The following is an 18,172-nucleotide window of genomic DNA, read 5'->3' on the forward strand; positions in this document are numbered from 1 at the left end:
CTATCATACTAAAAAAATTATACAAAGTCAACTGTTTATAGAACAAGTATAAAAATAATTGTAAAAAAATCAAGAAACCTGTTGACATTTCCAAAAAAGTTTATACAATATAATTATACATGTATAAACTCAAAGCATGAAAGGAGAATGGTTTATGGAAACAAAAAAGAAACAGTCCAGTATCGCAGACCGGATTCTGCCTGCGATACTCATGGGGGCGGCGTTGAGCGTGGGAGGTATCCTCTATGTGCCGTACACATTTTATGTCCCATTCCAAACCGTATTTGGACTGACCAACACACAGATTGGCACGCTGACAGCAGCCTATGCCAGCCTTGCAGTACCCGGCTACCTGGTAGGAGGTGTTCTGGGAGACAAGTTTAACGCGAAAATATTGACGGTGATAGCGGTGATATCCACCTCCCTGCTGTCCCTGTGGATGGCAACCATCCCAGGCTACAAGACCTTGCTTCTGATTTACTTTATCATGTCCTTCACCCTCGGTCTTCTCCTCTGGACCTCACAGACCAAATGTGTGCGGCTGCTGGGCAGCAACGAGGAGCAGGGGCGTTTGAACGGAATCGCAGGCATGACGGACAGCATTCTCTCCGTAGTTGTTTTCACCGGATTTGCAACCTTCCTGGGCGACCGTCTTGCCACAAAGATGGGAATGCGCGCGCTGCTGATTTTCTTTGGCCTGTTATTCCTGGCCGTTGGTATCGCGATTATTTTCTTCTATGATTTTAAGAAGTATGAAAAACTTTACGGAACAGAGACAGACGACAAAGTGGATTTCAAGATGGTCGTAAAGGTGATCAAAATGCCGGCCGTATGGATTATGGCTTCCATGTCCTTCGGCGCTTATGTGGCCAGCACGGCGCTGAAATATATCAACCCGTTTTTGTCCGAGTATTTCCTGATGCCGGTTGCCATGGTCTCCATCTTTGGCGCGGTGGTGCAGTACGCCATTCCGATTGTGGCGACACCGATCGGCGGCTTCCTCAGAGATAAGCAGGGGGCTTCCACAACGGTTATCATCAAGACCATGATTCCGTCCATCGCGCTGATTGCCGTATTCATGTTCATTCCAAAGGGGCCGCAGTATCTGATTCCGGCCACCATAGTGGCGCTGGTGCTGTTCGCGATTTACCGCACCGCCAACAATTTCTACTACACAACCCTGACGGAAATGGACGTCCCCCTAAACTATGTGGGAACCCTGATTGGCGTGGCCTTCATGCTGGGATACAGTTCCGACTTGTTCCTTCCGGCATTTTTGGGACATCTGCTGGATAAATACGGACTGTACGGTTACTATGCGACATTTGGCATTGCCATTTTGGGAATTGTGATGTACATAATAGCAGCATTGGTATTGAATTCACAGGCAAAGAAATTGAGAGCGCGGAAAGCGGCAGAAGCAGCAAAATAATTGATGTTTAAGAAAGGGGTATGAAACATGAGGAAATACGATTTTGATAAGGTAGTGGACAGAACTCAGTTTTACAGTGCAAAATGGAGTATTGGGCAGGAATTGATTAAGATGGGGTACACCGAGAAATACGATGAGAACACCATTTCCGTGTTCACGGCGGACATGGATTTTGAGTGCCCGGACGCCATGAAGGAGGCCTGCCACAAGGTGGCGGACCACAACATTTACGGATACTGCTGGCTGACGGAGGACAACTGCGATTATTTCCCGGCGCTGATTAACTGGTTTAAGACAAAGTATGACTGGGAATTCAAGTATGAGGAAGTGACCTACGTTCCAAGCACCATCGACGCCATCAAGTTCGCCTTAGAATGCCTGACACAGCCGGGAGACCAGGTGGTGCTGAATGAACCGATTTACTCCCCGTTCATGGGCGCTATCAGAAAGACGGGCCGTGTGCTGGTGAACAGCGAGCTGGTCAATGATGGGGAGGGGTACTACACCATAGATTTCGAGGACATGGAGAAGAAATTGTCGGACGATAAAACGACCTGCTTCGTCCTCTGCAATCCCCACAACCCGACCGGCCGTGTGTGGAATGATGATGAACTGAAAAAGCTGGCTGACATATGCCGCAGAAACAATGTCATGATTATCGCCGACGAAATCCACGGGGACTTATGCCGTATGGAGACTTCCTTCCATCCGATTGCCAAGGTCTGCGGACCCCAGGGCATTGTCACCATGACATCCCAGAACAAGACCTTCAATATGGCGGGTCTTGGCGTCTGCAACGTGGTGATTCAGGACGAGGAGCTGAATAAGAAATATCAGGATTACGTGGGATTCATTATGCCGAATCCATTTACCATCGCGGCCTCTATCGCGGCTTACAAGGAGGGGGACGAGTGGTTACAGCAGCTGAGAGAATATCTGGACGGAACCATTGACTGGACGGTGAACTTCCTGAAGGAGAACATGCCGAAGGTGAAGGTGGCCCGCCCGGAAGGAACCTACTTCCTGTGGATGGATTTCAGAGAGTATGGTCTGCCGCCGAAGGAGATTCACGACAAGATTTATCTGGACGCCAACGTGATTATGGAGGACGGCGAGGGCTTCAGCACCGAGTGCGGCTACGGATTCCAGAGAATCTGCCTCTCCACAAGACGTTCCATGATTCAGGAAGCATTTACAAGAATTGCCAAAGCCTTTGAGAATTGCTGATACCGCAGTAAAAAAGAGTTAGTCCTACCGCGCCGGATGCAGAAATGTGTCCGGCGTTTTTGTCGTGCCCGGAAATATTTTTAAAATCCAAACAAAACAGAAACAATCCTGTGTTATAATCACTAAAAACGGGAGAGGAGAGCAACCGATGATTCCGATACTGGTGGTGGAGGATGACAAAAATTTAAATCATGTTGTCTGTTCTTATTTAAAAAGCAGTGGTTTTGAGGCGGCCGGATGCCTGAACGCGGAGGAGGCTTACGAGGAAATGTACCGCAGGCGGTATGAACTGATTATCTCCGACATTATGATGCCGGGGACGGACGGGTTTGAATTTGCGAAAAGTGTCCGGGGTGTAAATGAGACAATCCCCATTCTGTTTATGTCAGCCAGGGATGATCTGCCGTCGAAGCAGAGGGGATTTCAGCTTGGAATCGATGATTATATGGTGAAACCGATTGAGCTGGATGAGTTGCTGCTTCGCGTCCGGGCGCTGCTTCGGCGGGCCAACATTGAGATGGAGAGACGCATCACGGTGGGGAACCTGGAGCTAAATGCGGACGCCATGGCGGTGTTTATCGACGGGGAGGAGATACCGACCACGACCAGGGAATTTCACATTTTATACAAGCTGCTGTCCTATCCGGGCAAAACCTTTTCCAGGGCACAGCTGATGGATGAGTTTTGGGGCGTGGATACGGACAGCAGTCTGCGGGCGGTGGATGTGTATATCACCAAGCTGCGGGATAAATTTTCGCAGTGCAGTGGATTTGAAATCAGAACCATCCGTGGAATCGGATATAAGGCGGTGCTTCGATGAATCAGACGACGGAAAACAGAGGTTACAGGGTGAGGCGAAATCATTTCCCCATCCCTATGTTTTTGATAACGTTTCTTGTGCTGCTGATGATGGGCGGCATTCACTACGGGGTCACGCTGTGGGTGAATGTGATGACGGAGAATCATGTGATCAGGACCACGGTTGTGATTCTTTACTGGGTACTGGTGTCCGCGTCTTTGACGCTGCTTACCAGATGGCAGATGAAAAAAACATATGAGATTCCGCTGCAGAATATGGCCGAGGCCACAAGCCGGGTGGCGAACGGGGATTTTTCCGTCTACGTCCCGCCGCTTCACACCAATGACAGGCTGGATTATCTGGATGTGATGATGATGGATTTTAACCGGATGGTGGAGGAACTGGGCAGCATCGAGACATTGAAGACGGACTTCTTTTCCAATGTCTCCCACGAGATTAAGACGCCAATTGCCGTGATTCTGGGGGCGGCGGAGAATTTGAAGCGGGAGGACCTGCCGGAGGAACGGCGGCAGGAATTTGTGGATACGATTATCCAGTCATCGAGAAAGCTGTCCAATCTGATTACCAATATTTTGAAGCTGAACAAGCTGGAAAAGCAGAATATCCAGCCTCTCCCGGAGGAATTTGACCTCTGTGAGCAGCTGTGCGGCTGTGTGATGCAGTTTGAGGATGTGATGGAGGAGAAGCAGATTGATTTTGAGGCGCGGCTGGAGGATGCCTGTATGATCAGGGCGGATGCCAGCCTGCTGGAACTGGTGTGGAGCAATCTGTTGTCCAATGCGTTTAAATTTACGGAAGAGGGGGGAAATGTGCGGCTGACACAGAGTTCCTCAGATGGTGAGGTGGTGGTGTCTGTTGCGGACAGCGGCTGCGGTATGGGGCCGGAGACTATGAAGAATATGTTTGACAAATTCTATCAGGGGGATACCTCCCATGCCGTCAGCGGAAATGGGCTGGGCCTTGCCCTGGCGCTGCGGATTGTCCAGATGATGGGGGGAACGATTCAGGTGGAGAGTGAGATTGGGGTGGGGAGTATATTTACGGTGCGAATGCCGGTTGACGGGGATAGGGAAGTGGATAGGAGACAGGATTAGGGCTAGGATAAGGGCTAGAATAAGAGCCAGAATTGGCGCCAGGATAGTGACAGGATTAGTGGGCATAGTGCGGGGACAGAGAGGACATAGAGCATAGCATGGAGCAGATGGAAAAGGGCGGAAAAAGTTACGTCGGATATGAATACAAAATCATCACGGTAGATGGCAGCCGGTCGTCCATGTACCTGGACAGCTATCGGAACTTCGGTTGGGAGCCTGATGAAAATCAGACCGGGAGGAAAGAGACTGGCCGGGAGACCATCCATTTAAAACGGGACAGAAAGATATTGAACAAAGCGGAGCTGACCAGGCTGGAACGCCATTTTGAGGACTGCATGAACCAGATAGAAATGCTGGAGCGTTCCAAGTACCGCCAGGGCCGGATAGCGGCGCTGACCACAGGCATTTTGGGAACCGTGTTCATGGCCGGTTCTACCTTTGCCGTGACTGCCAGCCCTCCCATCATCTGGCTGTGTGTCCTGCTTGCCGTGCCTGGATTTGCAGGGTGGATAGTGCCGTATTTCTTGTACCGGGCGTTGGTGAGAAGAAGGCAGGAAACGGTGGAGCCGCTATTGGAGCAGCAGTATGAGGAGATTGATAAAATCTGTGAGAAGGGCAGCCAGCTTCTGAGAAATTAGCGGGGGAGGATATGGGGGGATTTTTTGATAAATGTTCTGATAAAATAAGAAGGATGCCAAAAGCGGCGCCCTGGCTGCGTATGTTACTGTATGTGGCCACGGCGCTGTTTGCTGTGCTTTCCATTGTGGAGAGCGGCTGTGGATATTTTCCTTATGTGATTGATATTGCTATTTATGTGGTGTCAGCCTGCAGCCTGACAGTTTCCGCCGTTTATCTGTACTGTGATTTGAAAACAGGAGTTGGAACAGCTGTCAGAGGGGTCACGGGAAAGAGCAGACTGGCCAGGCGGGCTTATGGGGATTACCGGTTTCGGGCTGTGCTGGCTACCAGCTTTTCGTTTTTGCTGAATCTTGCCTACGCGGTGGGCAACGGCATTTATGCCTGGTTCCATCATTCCCCCTGGCTGGGGACGCTGGCGGCTTACTATATCTGCTTGAGCGTGATGCGGTTTACCGTGGTCTGGCAGGAGAGGAAGGATGCCAAAAGCAGGGAGAGCTCCCACATTTCTGATAGGGAAAGGGGGGAGCAGCAGCTTTGGGAGTGGCAGGTCTGCAAAAGAGTTGGCGTGGGGCTGATTGCCATGGCGGTAGTTCTTTGTGGCGCGGTCGTCCTTCTGATTCGAGAGGAGGGCGGGAAACATTATGCAGGATTTCTGATATTTGCTGTGGCGGCCTATACCTTCTATAAGATTATCCTTGCCGTCATCAATCTGATAAAGGTCAGAAGGATGAAGTCGCCGCTGCTTCTGGCAATTCGAAATATCGGTTATGCGGACGCCCTTGTTGCCGTCCTCTCACTCCAGACGGCCATGTTTGCAGCGTTCGGGGAGGGGGAGGAGCAGAATACCCAATGGATGAACGGAATGACTGGCGTGGCCGTGTGCCTGATGATACTGGCAATTGGCATTTACATGATAAGGAAAGAGGGCAGTGAGAAAAAGAAACTGATAGAAGATAAATTAATATAACTCAAACATTTCTCCCGAAAAACGGAAACAAAGAGGCGGTATAGTATCATCATAACGCAGGTTATAAAAATGAAGGAGGTAATGAAGATGAGTGAGTACCGGTTAAAGACGCCAAAAGTGATTGAGAAGCGGGTGCTGGGAGCGTATCAGAGTGTGGAGGACACCGTGGTTGGTGTTTACAAGAGCATTGAGGACAAATTCGTGGATACGTTTCTGGAAAAAGTGGATGATGGGGACAACACCAGCCAAACTGTCGGACAGGAGGAAGAGAGATGAAAAAGAGCAGCTTTGCAGCTATGATATTGGGAACCATCAGCGTTGTCTTCTTTGCGCTGGGAATGTGTATGACGATGCTGGAGGAATGGAACGCGTTCCGTCCGGGGATTATCCTTGGGGTGATTGGTCTTGTGTTTGCCCTGATTACGGTAGTCGTATGGAGAAGGATGGAGCACAAGGAACCCATTCAGATAAACGGGAAAACGGTTGGCATCGCAGCCCTGGGCATCATCGGCGCCTTGGTGCTGGGGTGTGGCATGTGTCTTGTTATGGTATGGGGGAATCTGGTGCCGGGGATTATTATCGGATTGATAGGAATCCTGCTTTTACTGTGCCTGATTCCTCTTTGGAAGGGAATATTGAATTAAAATTTAAATAAATTGGAAAAAAGTACTTGCGTCTGGAGTGAACTCCAATGGTAAAGTAAGAACAGAATAAAAATAATAAACCAAGGGAGATTGATAAAATGGAAAAACCAAACGTTTACTTTACAAAAGAATTAACTCCGGAAGCAGTGATCAGAATGTATGAAGCCCTGAATATCACACTGCCAGGCAAAGTGGCGGTGAAGGTGCACTCAGGGGAGGTGGGAAACCAGAATTTCATCCGGCCGGCCTTTATGAAGCCGATGATTGATTCCGTAAATGGAACCATTGTGGAGTGCAACACCGCCTATGAGGGCGAGCGCAACACCAGCCGGAAGCATTGGGAGACCATGAAGCTGCACGGCTGGACAGACATCAGCCAGGTGGACATTCTGGATGAGGACGGAGATTTGGAACTGAAGGTGAATGGCGGAAAGCGGATTGATAAAAATTTTGTGGGCAGCCACATGGAAAACTATGATTCCCTGCTGGTACTTTCCCACTTCAAAGGCCATCCCATGGGAGGATTCGGCGGAGCGCTGAAGAACATCTCCATCGGCACCGCCTCCTCCTACGGCAAAGCCTACATCCATGGCGCCGGAAATCCCGATGCCATGTGGACCACGGAGCAGGATGCCTTTCTGGAGTCCATGGCGGACGCCTCCAAGACCGTCATGGAATATTTTAGTGACCGCATTGCATTTATCAACATCATGTGCAACATGTCCGTAGACTGCGACTGCTGCGCCGTTGCGGAGGACCCGAAAATCGGAGACATCGGCATCCTGGCGTCCCTAGACCCGGTAGCCTTAGACCAGGCCTGCCTGGATCTCGTCTACCGCTCCGATGACCCCGGCAAAAAAGACTTAATCGAAAGAATCGAATCCCGCCACGGCATTCACACCGTGGAAACTGCCGAAGAAATCGGTGTGGGCAGCAGGGAGTATCAGTTGGTGGAGATTTGACTCGCTGGTATGCAGAACTGAAAACTCAGTTGTAACAAAGCTCCAAATAGGGTATAATTTTGACAGAGGATAATCTGTTTGGAGGCACACATGGCATTGGGGAATAAGTTGGGGATTGAGGATTCGGCGGAACTGGCCAGGGTGGAGGAGAAAATCAGCAAGAGGAAAGCGCTGGAGCTGTTTGAGACCGGGCTGCTTGATCAGTTTGAGGCGGGGACCTTTGAGAGTCTTGCGAATATACATCGGTACCTTTTTGACGAAATCTATGACGTTGCCGGGAAGGTGCGGGAAGTGAATCTTGCCAAGGGTGGCTTTCGCTTTGCCCCTGTCATGTATCTGGATGCCGCGCTGCAGCATATTGACAGGATGCCACAGTCTACTTTTGACGAAATCATCGAGGAATATGTGGAGATGAATGTGGCCCATCCGTTTCGGGAGGGGAATGGCCGTAGTACCAGAATCTGGCTGGATTCCATCTTGAAGAAGGAACTGGGAAAGGTGGTGGACTGGAGTCAGGTGGATAAGGAAGACTATCTGCTTGCCATGGAGCGCAGCCCTGTAAAAGACATCGAAATCAAATTTTTGCTGAATCATGCCCTGACAGATAAAGTCAATGACAGAGATGTTTACATGAAAGGGATTGATGCCAGCTATCACTATGAGGGCTATTACATTTATAAGACAGAGAATATGAAAAGTGAATAAGGAACAGAAAGAATCCAAAGAGCCACAACTCTCCAGAGTGTTCGGAGAGTTGTGGCTCTTTTTCAGATAGGCTGTTCGGTCATGACTGGTGGATTTATTTATCGCTCTATGGTAGTATAAAAGCTGATGAAACTGCTATTTCAAGAGGAGGAGTCAATTCCGTGAAAAAGAAAGTGATTTTTATTTCATTAGGTGCAGCAATCTGTTTGTCAGTATTGGCAGCAGTTTATTTTTATCTGATATGGAACGGCATTTTTCTTCTGAACCATCCATCTAAGAGCAGGTATCCGGTAAGGGGCGTTGATGTATCCCATTATCAGGGAGATATTAATTGGGAAACATTGGCATCGCAGGATATTTCTTTTGCCTTTATCAAGGCGACAGAGGGGAGTTCCTCGGTGAGGAGCCATATATCGATATAAACGTATTTAACGGGACGGAGCAGGAGTTTGAACGTTATGCGAAATGAAGGAGCGGCGCATACTGACGACGCGGATAGAAAAAATCTCTTGCGGGATTGCCCTGAATAGAGTACAATAGAACATACATTCGTTCTTCGCAGATTTTAGTGGCGGGGGCGAATCTAAAATAGAAGCTTGTACGTTCATTTCGTACAGATAGGAGAGAATATGAAAAAATCAATACATATACTGATGGCTGCCGTGCTGGCGGCATCGGCGGTGGTTTCCGGGTGTGCCGGGAAAAGTGGAGCGAAGGGGGAGGAGGACAAGCCTCTGGTGGTTGCCATGGAGCTGACGTATCCGCCCTTCGAGACCAAGGATGAGAAGGGGAATCCCACCGGCGTCAGCGTGGACTTTATGAAGGCATTTGGCGAGTCCATCGGACGGGAAGTGCGGATTGAGAATACGGCCTGGGATGGGCTGATTCCCTCCCTTCAGACCGGCAAAGCGGACATGGTGATGTCCTCCATGACCATCACCGAGGAGCGGGCCAAGACCGTGGACTTCTCAGACGCCTATGCCAACGCCATGCTGGCGGTTCTGACCAACAAGGATTCCGGCATCACCTCAGTGGAGGACTTGAACCAGCCGGGGATGAAGGTGGCCGTCAAGACCGGCTCCACCGGCTATATCTACGCCAACAGCAATTTAAGCAATGCCGAGATTATCGCCCTGCCGGATGAGAGCGCCTGCGTCACCGAGGTAGCCCAGGGCAAGGCGGACGGCTTCATCTATGACCAGCTGACCATCTACCGCAACTGGCAGGAGAATATCGACACGACAGCCGCCGTCTTCATTCCCTTTCAGGACGTGGATAAATGGGGCATCGCGGTCCAGAAGGGCAACACCGAGCTGTTAGACCAGCTCAACACATTTATCAAAGAGTACACGGAAAATGGCGGCTTTGATGAACTGACGGAGAAATATTTATCAAAAGAAAAAGAGGCGTTCGGAGAACTGGGCTTCAAATGGTTTTTTGATTTGAGCTGAGCGGCACGCCATAGAAAAGGAATGGAACTATGAAGATAAAAGGACTGTTTGTCTCAAAGAAGAATGAGAGGACATCCCCCGTGGCCGCCGTACTCAATCTCTTTATTGTGTGTCTGCTGCTGGCCGCTCTATTCGGGATTTCCCTAAAGGCAATCAACGTGACCTTTGACTTCTCCTTTGTCATGGATTACAGAGTCAGACTGTTAGACGGCTTTCTGATGACCGTGAAGTTGAGTGTCGTCAGCCTTCTGCTGAGTCTCCTCATCGGAATTGCCAGCGCGGCGGGACAGGAGTCGGGAATTCTGTTTATCAAATACTTATGCGGCATCTACGTGAAATTTATCCGTGGAACGCCGCTGATTATGCAGATATACCTTTTTTTCTATATTATTGGAACTGCCTGGGGAATCCAGAACCGGTTTGTGGCAGGCGCGCTGATTCTGTCCATCTTTGAGGGGGCCTACATTGCGGAGATTATCCGGGGCAGTCTGCTCTCCATCGAGGACTCCCAGCTGGAGGCGGCCAAGGCGGTGGGATTCACCGGAAGCCAGACCGTCCGGTATGTGCTGCTCCCCCAGCTGATTGCCAGGACTCTTCCGGCGCTGACGGGGCAGTTCGCCTCCATCATCAAGGATTCCTCCCTGCTGTCTATGATTGCGGTGATTGAATTGACACAGACCGTACGGGAAATCAGCGCCACGAATTTCAAGCTGTTTGAGTGCTATCTGGCTCTGGGCCTTCTGTATTTGTGCCTGACCCTGCCTATATCCTTCATCAGCAGCAAACTGGAACGGAGATTTCAATATGAGAATTGAACTGCATGACTTGTCCAAGCGATTTGACAGTGGAAATGTGATTTTAAATAACATGGATTACAGCGATGAGTTTCAGGCCCTGGCCATCATCGGCCCTTCCGGCGGAGGGAAATCCACCCTGCTCCGTATCATCGGCGGCCTGATAGAACCCACCTCCGGAACCCTGTCCATCAACGGCATCCCCCTTCCATCCGGGGAGGAGGAGCTGTTAAAATACCGAAGAAGAATCGGCTTTGTCTTCCAGCAGAACGGCCTCTTCCGCCATATGACGGCCATGGAAAATATCACGGTGCCATTAGTCCAGGTGCACGGCTACACCAAATCCGATGCCGAAGCCAGAGCCTCGGAGCTGCTGGAGCGCTTCGGCCTGTTAAAAGACGCGGGAAAACGCCCGTCCGCCCTGTCCGGCGGCCAGCAGCAGCGTGTCTCCATCGCCAGGGCCATCGCCGCCAAGCCGGAGTTCCTTCTCCTTGACGAGCCCACCAGCGCCCTGGACCCGGAGTACACCACCGAGGTTTTAGACACTGTCAATGAATTGAAAGAAGAGGGCATGGATTTCATCATCGTGACCCACGAGATGGGCTTCGCCCGCCACGCCTGCGAGAAAGTAGCTTTTTTGAGCGGCGGTGAACTGCTGGAGTACGGCGAGTCCGCAAGACTCTTCGCAGAACCCAAAACGGAGGAGCTTAGCAAATTCTTGAGCAAGCTTCTGGAGTGGGATGTCTGATTGAGTGTCAAACAACAGCCTCCCCCCAATTGGCCAGGGAGGAGCGGTGGGCCTGGCGGACCAGGTCCTGGTAGTGGCCAAGCAGCTCCGGAAATGACGTCCACTGCTCCAGCATGGCGTTCTGGGTCAGTTTTTCCTCCAGCAGAAGCGCCTGTATCACCAGGTGATAATACAGCTGGGAGTCCGCCGCTTTGTCGTTGCAGACGCGGGAGAGAAGCCCGGTAACTCTCTTATATTTCTCCCAGAGCTGTCTGGTGGCCTTCTTCCGGCTGAAGGGGAAAATCACACAGTTTATCACATATCCGATGGCAATCCCCGCCACGATATACCCCAGCCGGATGAGGAAGACGCTGCCCACGGCCTGGAACCCAAAGCTGCTCATGAACACCGCGCCGCCCAAGGCTCCGACGGTGGAGCAGGCAAAGGTCTCCACATAATCGGTGAAATAGAAGGACAGATATCCCGACAGCATCATCGCCGCCGTCCGCCCCGAAGCGGAGGGGATGAGAGCGTAAATGACGACGGAAGCCAGCCCGCCAATTACCGTAGCCAGAAGACGTTTCTTCATTTTAAGTGGCACATCGTCCGCATAGGGCAGGGACACGGAGGCAAGGGTGAATAACAGCCATTTCCCGTGAGGCAGTCCCATGGTCTGCACCAGCAGGGTGGCCAGAGAGAGGAGCAGCGCCGTCCGCAGCGCATAGGTGACGCGGACCGGGCTCAAATCCAGAGCGGTCTGAAGCCGGATTTTGAGGGACAGCCCCGTCTTTTTGTAATGAATCCGGGACTGGGGGTCCGTCATATGCATCATTCTGTCGCGTATGTAGCGAAGGGCGTCATAAAAGGGAGACGCTTCCGGAACCTGAAGGTCAGGAAGCGCATCGGTTTCCTGGTGGAGAAAAGCGTGGAAGGCATTCAGCTGTCCTCTGGCATTTTCCAGAAATGATTTCGTCTCCTCCGGCAATTCTTTCGGAAGCTGCGTAATCTGAACCAGCAGCTGCTCCAGCCCCCGTCCGGCCCCGATCATGGAAAAACTGGCCTCCGAGACGCACAGGATGCGTTTCCGCCTCTCATACACCGTCTGGCTCAAGCGGCAGAGCCGTCCGCGGACGCCGGAAAGGGAAGGGGCCTCGCTCTGTTCCCCCAGACGAAAGCCAATCATCTGACAGATATCATCGATCATCTCATTTAAGACATCTCTGGCTGTCTCCACCACCCGTTTCCGTCCCATAAACAACTGATACAGAATGATGGACACCGCCCCCACAGCCATCCCGCATATCCTCCGCGGCAGCTGTCCGGCCCCAACCGGGGAGATAAACACGAGAAACAGATAGGACAGCAGGTAAGGAAAATAAATGTGGGCGGAATATTCATAGGTGTAGGCGTACAGAATCAGCAGCACAGTGACAAAGTTTACCGCCAGCGATAATGGCGCCGCCAGCGTGTTCACCAGGTAGGCAGCGACCACCAGCCAGATGAGCACCGCGGACTGGCAGACCAGATGGCGGAAAGGTGTGGCGGTCAAATCCCGGACCATGGAAGCCGACATCATGATGGTAAAAATCACCCCCACAATGGAATTCTCAGGCCCGAACAGCCACTGAAACAGGTTGACATAGGCAATAATAAAAAGAAAATTTAACGTACCAAAACGAAACTTCTCTTTCACAGTTCCAACAATTGATGATTTCAAGCAGTTTTTCAAATTCAGCATCTCCTTCGGTGTAATCCATCACATGGATGGCAGTTGATTTTATAGAAAAAACAGTTTATAATCAAAGTGATTATTCATAGATGGATGATAGTCATACTTTGCTTACTAATTTACAAGAATATCACGTTCCAACACTATTGTCAATAAGGAGGAGAGATGGAGCCCAAAAGTAGTTCGGAGTTATTTGTCAAAAATCTGCTGTGTGTATTGCCAAACTGGCACACCAGTCTGGTGCGGCCATTTAAGGAAAAACTGAGCAGTGAGATGAGTCTGGAGACCTATTACTGCCTGGAGACCTTAAAAGCCTGCGGCACCGCCACCATGACTGAGCTGGCCCACCAGCTGAAGGTGCCAAAGCAGCAGGTGACAAAGCTGGTTGACAAGCTGGCGGAGCATCAGTTTATCGAGAGAATCGGCAAGGAGGACGACAGAAGAGCCGTCCTGATCCGGCTGACGCCCAGGGCCGTCACCTATCTGGATGAGTATTACCTGAAAAATACGGCATTCATCCGGGCGCTGGAGGAGCAGCTGACAGAGAGCGAACTGGAAGAATTGAACGAAGCCGTCATGACGCTTGGAAGAATTCTTCCCAAATTAAATTGAGCCGCGGTCTCACAGCGCGGCGGAAAAAATCACACCATCCCGGCCCAGCCTCCGGGATGTTTCTTTTTTAAATAATATCTAAAAACTACTTGATATTTTACGGGACTATGTGTATGATAGACTGTATTAAATATATTAATACGGTGATACATAAATATTTTTGAAGTAATTTGGATATGCCCATCGTTATAATAGTGAAGAATGAGTGAAAGGGGAACATCATGGAGGAAAATAGAAACAGGAAAGAAGAGGACATCTTAAACAGAGATGCAGCCAATACGGATACAGCCGCTCCGGTACCTGGCTCTGCCGCCGGGATGAGTGCGGATGACAAGGCCGGCGCTGACGAGCTTGCCAAAGCGATTGCGGCCGAGACCGATAAAATCACCAAAGCCGCCTCCGGCGATCATGCAGGCGCCAGTGATACCGCCGCCAGAGCAGCAGTCCAGTCACCGGCTGGGGACGGGGACGACGAGGAATTCGAGGAGGAACTGGCGGCCCTGATGAAGGTGGATAACACCGGCAAGAAGGGCAAAAAGAAGAGAGCCAGGAGAGAGAAGAAGGAGAAGAGGGAGGCCGAGGGGAAGGAGCGCCGCGGCATCCGTGCCCGCATCAAAGGCTGGAGCCGGAGACGGAAAATCATCACCGGCATCGTGGCAGTGCTGGTGGTATTCTTCGGATTCAAGGCCCTGACAGGCGGCAAAGGCAGTCCCCAGGCATTGGTGATGACCACTCCCATCGTCCGTCAGGATATCATAGAGAACTTATCACTAAGCGGCCCCATCTCCGGAACCGACAGCGTTGACGTGGTGTCCAATCTCCACGCCGAGGTGCTGGACATCAAGGTGAAGGAGGGCGACAAGGTGGAGAAGGACCAGGTGATTGCCACCATCGACCCCACCGATATCCAGAAAGAGGTGGAAATCGCACAGAACTCCTATGATTTAGCGGTCAGCACCTTAAACGAGCAGCAGATTGCAGCGGAGAACGGCTACGCAAAAGCCGTGCAGGACCACCAGGACGCCCAGGCGAATCTGGATAGAACCACGGTGCTGTTCCAGGGCGGAAGCGTTTCCCAGCTGGAACTGGAGGCGGCGCAGAAACAGCGCGACGAGGCGGCAAGAGCGCTTCGCACCTTCACCTTAAAGGACGGCAAGCCCGTGGCCAACGAATCCTACTCCCTCCAGGTCAAGAGCGCCGAGTTCGAGCTTGAGAAAAAGAAGACATCTCTGGAGAATACGGAGATTAAGAGCCCCATCGCCGGCACGGTGATTCGTGTCAACGCCAAAGTGGGACGGTTCGCTGACAAGATTGAGGATGAGAAACCGATGTTCATCATTGAGAACCTGGACGTTCTGGAGATGAAGATTCCGGTCAGCGAGTATTCGATCGGTAAGATTTCCGTGGGCCAGCCCGTGGTGATCAGCGCGGATATTCTGGGCGGCGAGACGGTAAACGGAACCGTGGCGGCCATCTCCCCAACTGGAGAGGAAAAGGGCGGCGGCTCCAGCGAGCGTGTCATCCCGACTACCATCCGCATTGACGAGAGCAATTCCAAACTGATTGCAGGCATTACCGCCAAGGCGCAGATCACCTTAAACGAGTCCAAGGACACCCTGGTTATTCCCATTTCCGCCCTCATCACAAAGGAAGACGGATTTTACATAGCAATTGTGGAAAATAACATCATCAAAATGGTAAAAGTAGAGACTGGCGTGGAGAGTGACATCCAGGTGGAAATCATCCCGGCCGAGGGAAGCCCTGAGCTTTTGAATGCCCAGCTGGTAACCAATCCAAACGCTGGCATGACTGACGGTATGCAGGTAATGGTTATGCCGGCAGCCTGATAGGAGGAGCAGATGAAAAACCCAATAACGAAGTTTAAAAAGACCATGCCCTCTTACATCACCGAGAATGTCACCGACGATTTAATCAGGCTTGACAATCTGGTCAAAATCTATGACACCGGCGCCATCAAGGTACTGGGATTAAAAAAGATTAACCTGACCATCAAGCGGGGCGAGTTCGTGGCCATTATGGGACAGTCCGGCTCCGGTAAATCCACGCTGATGAACATCCTGGGGTGCTTAGACAGACCGACCATGGGACATTATTACTTAGACGGCATCGACACCGCATCCATGAACCAGGATGAGCTGTCCGCCATAAGAAATTACAAAATCGGTTTTGTGTTTCAGTCCTTCAACCTGATACCCAGAACCTCCGCCTTAAAAAATGTGGAGCTGCCCATGACCTACGCCCGCAAGTCCAAAAAGGCCAGAAGAGAGCGTGCGCTGATGCTTTTGGAGCGGGTGGGACTGGGAGCCCGCTACGAGCACTGGCCAAACGAATTGTCCGGCGGCCAGCGCCAGAGAGTGGCTATCGCCAGGGCCTTGGCCAACGAGCCTCCCTTAATCCTGGCGGATGAGCCAACCGGTAACTTAGATACGGCCTCCTCCGTGGAAATCATGGAGCTGTTCAGCCAGCTGCACAAGGAGGGAGCTACCGTGGTGGTAGTTACCCATGAGGAGAATATCGCGGCATTTACGGACAGAGTCATCCGGTTCCAGGACGGCCAGGTGCTCAGCGATGTGAGAAACAATCATGATGCCGGGCGGCCATCCGGAGCAGAGGAGGTGGAATCATGCTATTAGAGAACATGAGCATGGCGTTTTCCGCCATCCGCGCCAACAAGATGCGCTCCTTCCTGACCATGCTTGGCATTATCATCGGTATCGGTTCCGTCATCTCCATCGTTTCCATCGGAGATACCATGAGGAACTTATTTGCCGATTTGTATAAGGACGTGGGTATCACCCAGGCGTACATCTCCATCGGATACTGGGTGGATGACACCCGTCAGACCGACTACTTTACGCTGGATGAGATGGAGCGGGTTCATGAGGTGTTTGAGGATAAGATAGCCTACATCGACTGCAGCTCTTATACCAGTGCCGAGGCTGTCAACAAGAAGACAAAAATCAGCTTTGATTATCAGGGCATTGACTACAACTATATTGATGTGCAGCCAGTAGATGTGATTTACGGCCGGTATCTGAACGAGGGCGATATACTGGGCCGCAAGAAGAACGTGGTCATGGATGTGGACAGCGCCATGAAGCTGTTCGGCACGGAAAATGCCGTGGGCATGACTTTCCGGACCACCATCTACGGTTCCACCGACGACTACACGGTGGTGGGCGTCTACAAAAAAGAGATGAACGCCTTCCAGAAGCTGATGATGGGCGGAAGCTCCGACAAGGGCTCGGCCTTCATCCCCTACACGATTCTGACCTGGCCAAACGACTATTTTTACCAGCTTCATGTCTACGCCAAGGACGATGTGAATCTGGATGATTTCTTCAACCAGCTGAAGGCCTACGTGGCCAATCTCCACGGCAGGCAGCCGGAGGATATGTATCTGTACACCGCCATGCAGGAGATGACCAGCGTGGATACCATGATGGGCGGTCTGTCTGTGGCTGTGGGCGGCATCGCGGCTATCTCCCTGCTGGTAGGCGGTATCGGTATCATGAACATCATGCTGGTGTCCGTCACCGAGCGTACCAGGGAAATCGGTATCCGGAAGGCCCTGGGAGCCAGGACGAGAGACGTGCTCATCCAGTTCCTGACCGAGTCGGCCATTCTTTCGGCCTGCGGAGGTATCATCGGCATTGTCATCGGGGTGGGTCTGGTGTCCTTAGGCGGTATGGCCCTGGGGCTGCCCGTGGTGGTGAAGCCAAGCGTGGTAGTGCTGGCTGTAACATTTTCCGCTATCGTCGGCATTTTCTTCGGTCTGTATCCCGCTTCCAAAGCGGCGAAGGCGGACCCGATTGATGCGCTGCGGTACGAGTAGAACAAAAGATATGGATTTATAGGAAAAACGCGGGTGAAGCTGGTCTACCGGGATACCGGGGGCCGGTGGGGGCCGCGTTTTGTGCATGTACAAATCAGTCGGTTTTCCTTCCGGGAATCCTTAACATTCCCTTAAAAATTTACATCATAGTATCGCCATGTGAAGGAATATGTGATATACTAAGGTGATATGTTATGGGATTGTAAGGAGAACGTCTATGTTGAACGAAGATAAAATAAAACTTATGACCAGCATTTCCATGTTTGAGAAAAAAGAAGGCAGGAGAGTATTCCCCATGAGCCGCTATTTTAGAGGGGATTATGTGAGCAGCCATATGGTGCGCTCCTTTGTGGGATATACGTTCTGCTGGATACTGGGAACCGTTGTGTGGGTTCTCTATAAGGTGGAACTTCTGTTCAGCACCGAGGTGCTGGACAATATGTGGAAAGCGCTCACGCTGTACGGGACGTTATATGGCGGCGGTCTGATACTCTATCTGATGGCAACCTACAT

20 protein-coding genes are annotated in these 18,172 nt (G+C 51.3%); 19 read left to right on the forward strand and 1 reads right to left on the reverse strand.

What is annotated here, in order from left to right; all coding sequences use genetic code 11:
- Positions 1-154: 154 nt before the first annotated feature.
- The 14 genes from HMPREF9473_RS09845 to HMPREF9473_RS09910 all read left to right on the forward strand — a co-directional run bounded on the left by HMPREF9473_RS09845 (position 155) and on the right by HMPREF9473_RS09910 (position 11,483).
- Complete coding sequence (locus HMPREF9473_RS09845) at positions 155-1,432, forward strand: MFS transporter (protein WP_006779949.1); 1,278 nt, start codon at positions 155-157, stop codon at positions 1,430-1,432.
- A 27-nt stretch (positions 1,433-1,459) separates the two neighbouring features.
- A complete protein-coding gene (locus HMPREF9473_RS09850) occupies positions 1,460-2,659 on the forward strand; it encodes a MalY/PatB family protein (protein WP_006779950.1) in 1,200 nt (399 codons plus the stop codon).
- Between the two features lie 148 nt (positions 2,660-2,807).
- Positions 2,808-3,479: a response regulator transcription factor gene (locus HMPREF9473_RS09855; RefSeq protein ID WP_006779951.1), complete on the forward strand. Its 672-nt coding sequence runs from the start codon at positions 2,808-2,810 to the stop codon at positions 3,477-3,479.
- The gene (locus HMPREF9473_RS09860; protein ID WP_006779952.1) at positions 3,476-4,573 is read left to right on the forward strand and encodes a sensor histidine kinase; all 1,098 of its coding nucleotides are present in this window, start codon (positions 3,476-3,478) and stop codon (positions 4,571-4,573) included. Before HMPREF9473_RS09855 ends, HMPREF9473_RS09860 begins: the two co-directional genes overlap by 4 nt.
- Positions 4,574-4,671: 98 nt before the next feature.
- Entirely contained in the window at positions 4,672-5,211 is a 540-nt protein-coding gene (locus tag HMPREF9473_RS09865) for a hypothetical protein (protein ID WP_006779953.1), read from the forward strand.
- Between the two features lie 53 nt (positions 5,212-5,264).
- A complete protein-coding gene (locus HMPREF9473_RS09870; RefSeq protein ID WP_207636792.1) occupies positions 5,265-6,179 on the forward strand; it encodes a cation transporter in 915 nt (304 codons plus the stop codon).
- 87 nt (positions 6,180-6,266) lie between these two features.
- Positions 6,267-6,455 carry a hypothetical protein gene (locus HMPREF9473_RS09875; protein WP_006779955.1) on the forward strand — a complete coding sequence of 63 codons (189 nt, stop codon included), beginning with the start codon at positions 6,267-6,269 and terminating at the stop codon, positions 6,453-6,455.
- Positions 6,452-6,823, forward strand: a complete 372-nt coding sequence (locus HMPREF9473_RS09880; protein WP_006779956.1) for a hypothetical protein — start codon at positions 6,452-6,454, stop codon at positions 6,821-6,823. The genes HMPREF9473_RS09875 and HMPREF9473_RS09880 overlap by 4 nt, the downstream gene beginning before the upstream one ends.
- Positions 6,824-6,921: 98 nt before the next feature.
- Entirely contained in the window at positions 6,922-7,785 is an 864-nt protein-coding gene (locus tag HMPREF9473_RS09885) for a DUF362 domain-containing protein (protein WP_006779957.1), read from the forward strand.
- A gap of 90 nt (positions 7,786-7,875) precedes the next feature.
- On the forward strand, positions 7,876-8,490 hold the full coding sequence (gene fic, locus HMPREF9473_RS09890) for a protein adenylyltransferase Fic (protein ID WP_006779958.1): 615 nt from the start codon (positions 7,876-7,878) through the stop codon (positions 8,488-8,490).
- A gap of 161 nt (positions 8,491-8,651) precedes the next feature.
- Positions 8,652-8,912, forward strand: coding sequence for a GH25 family lysozyme (locus HMPREF9473_RS09895; RefSeq protein ID WP_006779959.1), 261 nt, complete (start codon positions 8,652-8,654; stop codon positions 8,910-8,912).
- Positions 8,913-9,119: 207 nt separating this feature from the next.
- Entirely contained in the window at positions 9,120-9,941 is an 822-nt protein-coding gene (locus HMPREF9473_RS09900) for a transporter substrate-binding domain-containing protein (RefSeq protein WP_006779960.1), read from the forward strand.
- Positions 9,942-9,970: 29 nt separating this feature from the next.
- Positions 9,971-10,756 (forward strand): amino acid ABC transporter permease, encoded by a 786-nt coding sequence (locus tag HMPREF9473_RS09905; protein ID WP_006779961.1) that lies wholly within the window; start codon positions 9,971-9,973, stop codon positions 10,754-10,756.
- Positions 10,746-11,483 carry an amino acid ABC transporter ATP-binding protein gene (locus HMPREF9473_RS09910; RefSeq protein WP_006779962.1) on the forward strand — a complete coding sequence of 246 codons (738 nt, stop codon included), beginning with the start codon at positions 10,746-10,748 and terminating at the stop codon, positions 11,481-11,483. The genes HMPREF9473_RS09905 and HMPREF9473_RS09910 overlap by 11 nt, the downstream gene beginning before the upstream one ends.
- Before the next feature lie 7 nt (positions 11,484-11,490).
- Here the strand turns inward: HMPREF9473_RS09910 and HMPREF9473_RS09915 are convergent, their stop codons facing one another.
- Entirely contained in the window at positions 11,491-13,200 is a 1,710-nt protein-coding gene (locus HMPREF9473_RS09915) for an FUSC family protein (protein ID WP_050810023.1), read from the reverse strand.
- A gap of 156 nt (positions 13,201-13,356) precedes the next feature.
- On the opposite strand from HMPREF9473_RS09915, the gene HMPREF9473_RS09920 reads away from it, so the two are divergent.
- The 5 genes from HMPREF9473_RS09920 to HMPREF9473_RS27680 form a co-directional block, all read left to right on the forward strand.
- Positions 13,357-13,803, forward strand: coding sequence for a MarR family winged helix-turn-helix transcriptional regulator (locus HMPREF9473_RS09920; RefSeq protein ID WP_006779964.1), 447 nt, complete (start codon positions 13,357-13,359; stop codon positions 13,801-13,803).
- Between the two features lie 221 nt (positions 13,804-14,024).
- Complete coding sequence (locus HMPREF9473_RS09925; RefSeq protein WP_006779965.1) at positions 14,025-15,650, forward strand: efflux RND transporter periplasmic adaptor subunit; 1,626 nt, start codon at positions 14,025-14,027, stop codon at positions 15,648-15,650.
- Positions 15,651-15,662: 12 nt separating this feature from the next.
- Positions 15,663-16,457: an ABC transporter ATP-binding protein gene (locus HMPREF9473_RS09930; protein WP_006779966.1), complete on the forward strand. Its 795-nt coding sequence runs from the start codon at positions 15,663-15,665 to the stop codon at positions 16,455-16,457.
- Positions 16,448-17,659 (forward strand): ABC transporter permease, encoded by a 1,212-nt coding sequence (locus HMPREF9473_RS09935; protein ID WP_006779967.1) that lies wholly within the window; start codon positions 16,448-16,450, stop codon positions 17,657-17,659. The genes HMPREF9473_RS09930 and HMPREF9473_RS09935 overlap by 10 nt, the downstream gene beginning before the upstream one ends.
- A gap of 217 nt (positions 17,660-17,876) precedes the next feature.
- Positions 17,877-18,172: hypothetical protein (locus HMPREF9473_RS27680; protein WP_006779968.1), on the forward strand; the 296-nt coding region annotated here is incomplete at its 3' end.

The sequence above is a fragment of the Hungatella hathewayi WAL-18680 genome (assembly GCF_000235505.1).
Lineage (GTDB): Bacteria > Bacillota > Clostridia > Lachnospirales > Lachnospiraceae > Hungatella_A > Hungatella_A hathewayi_A.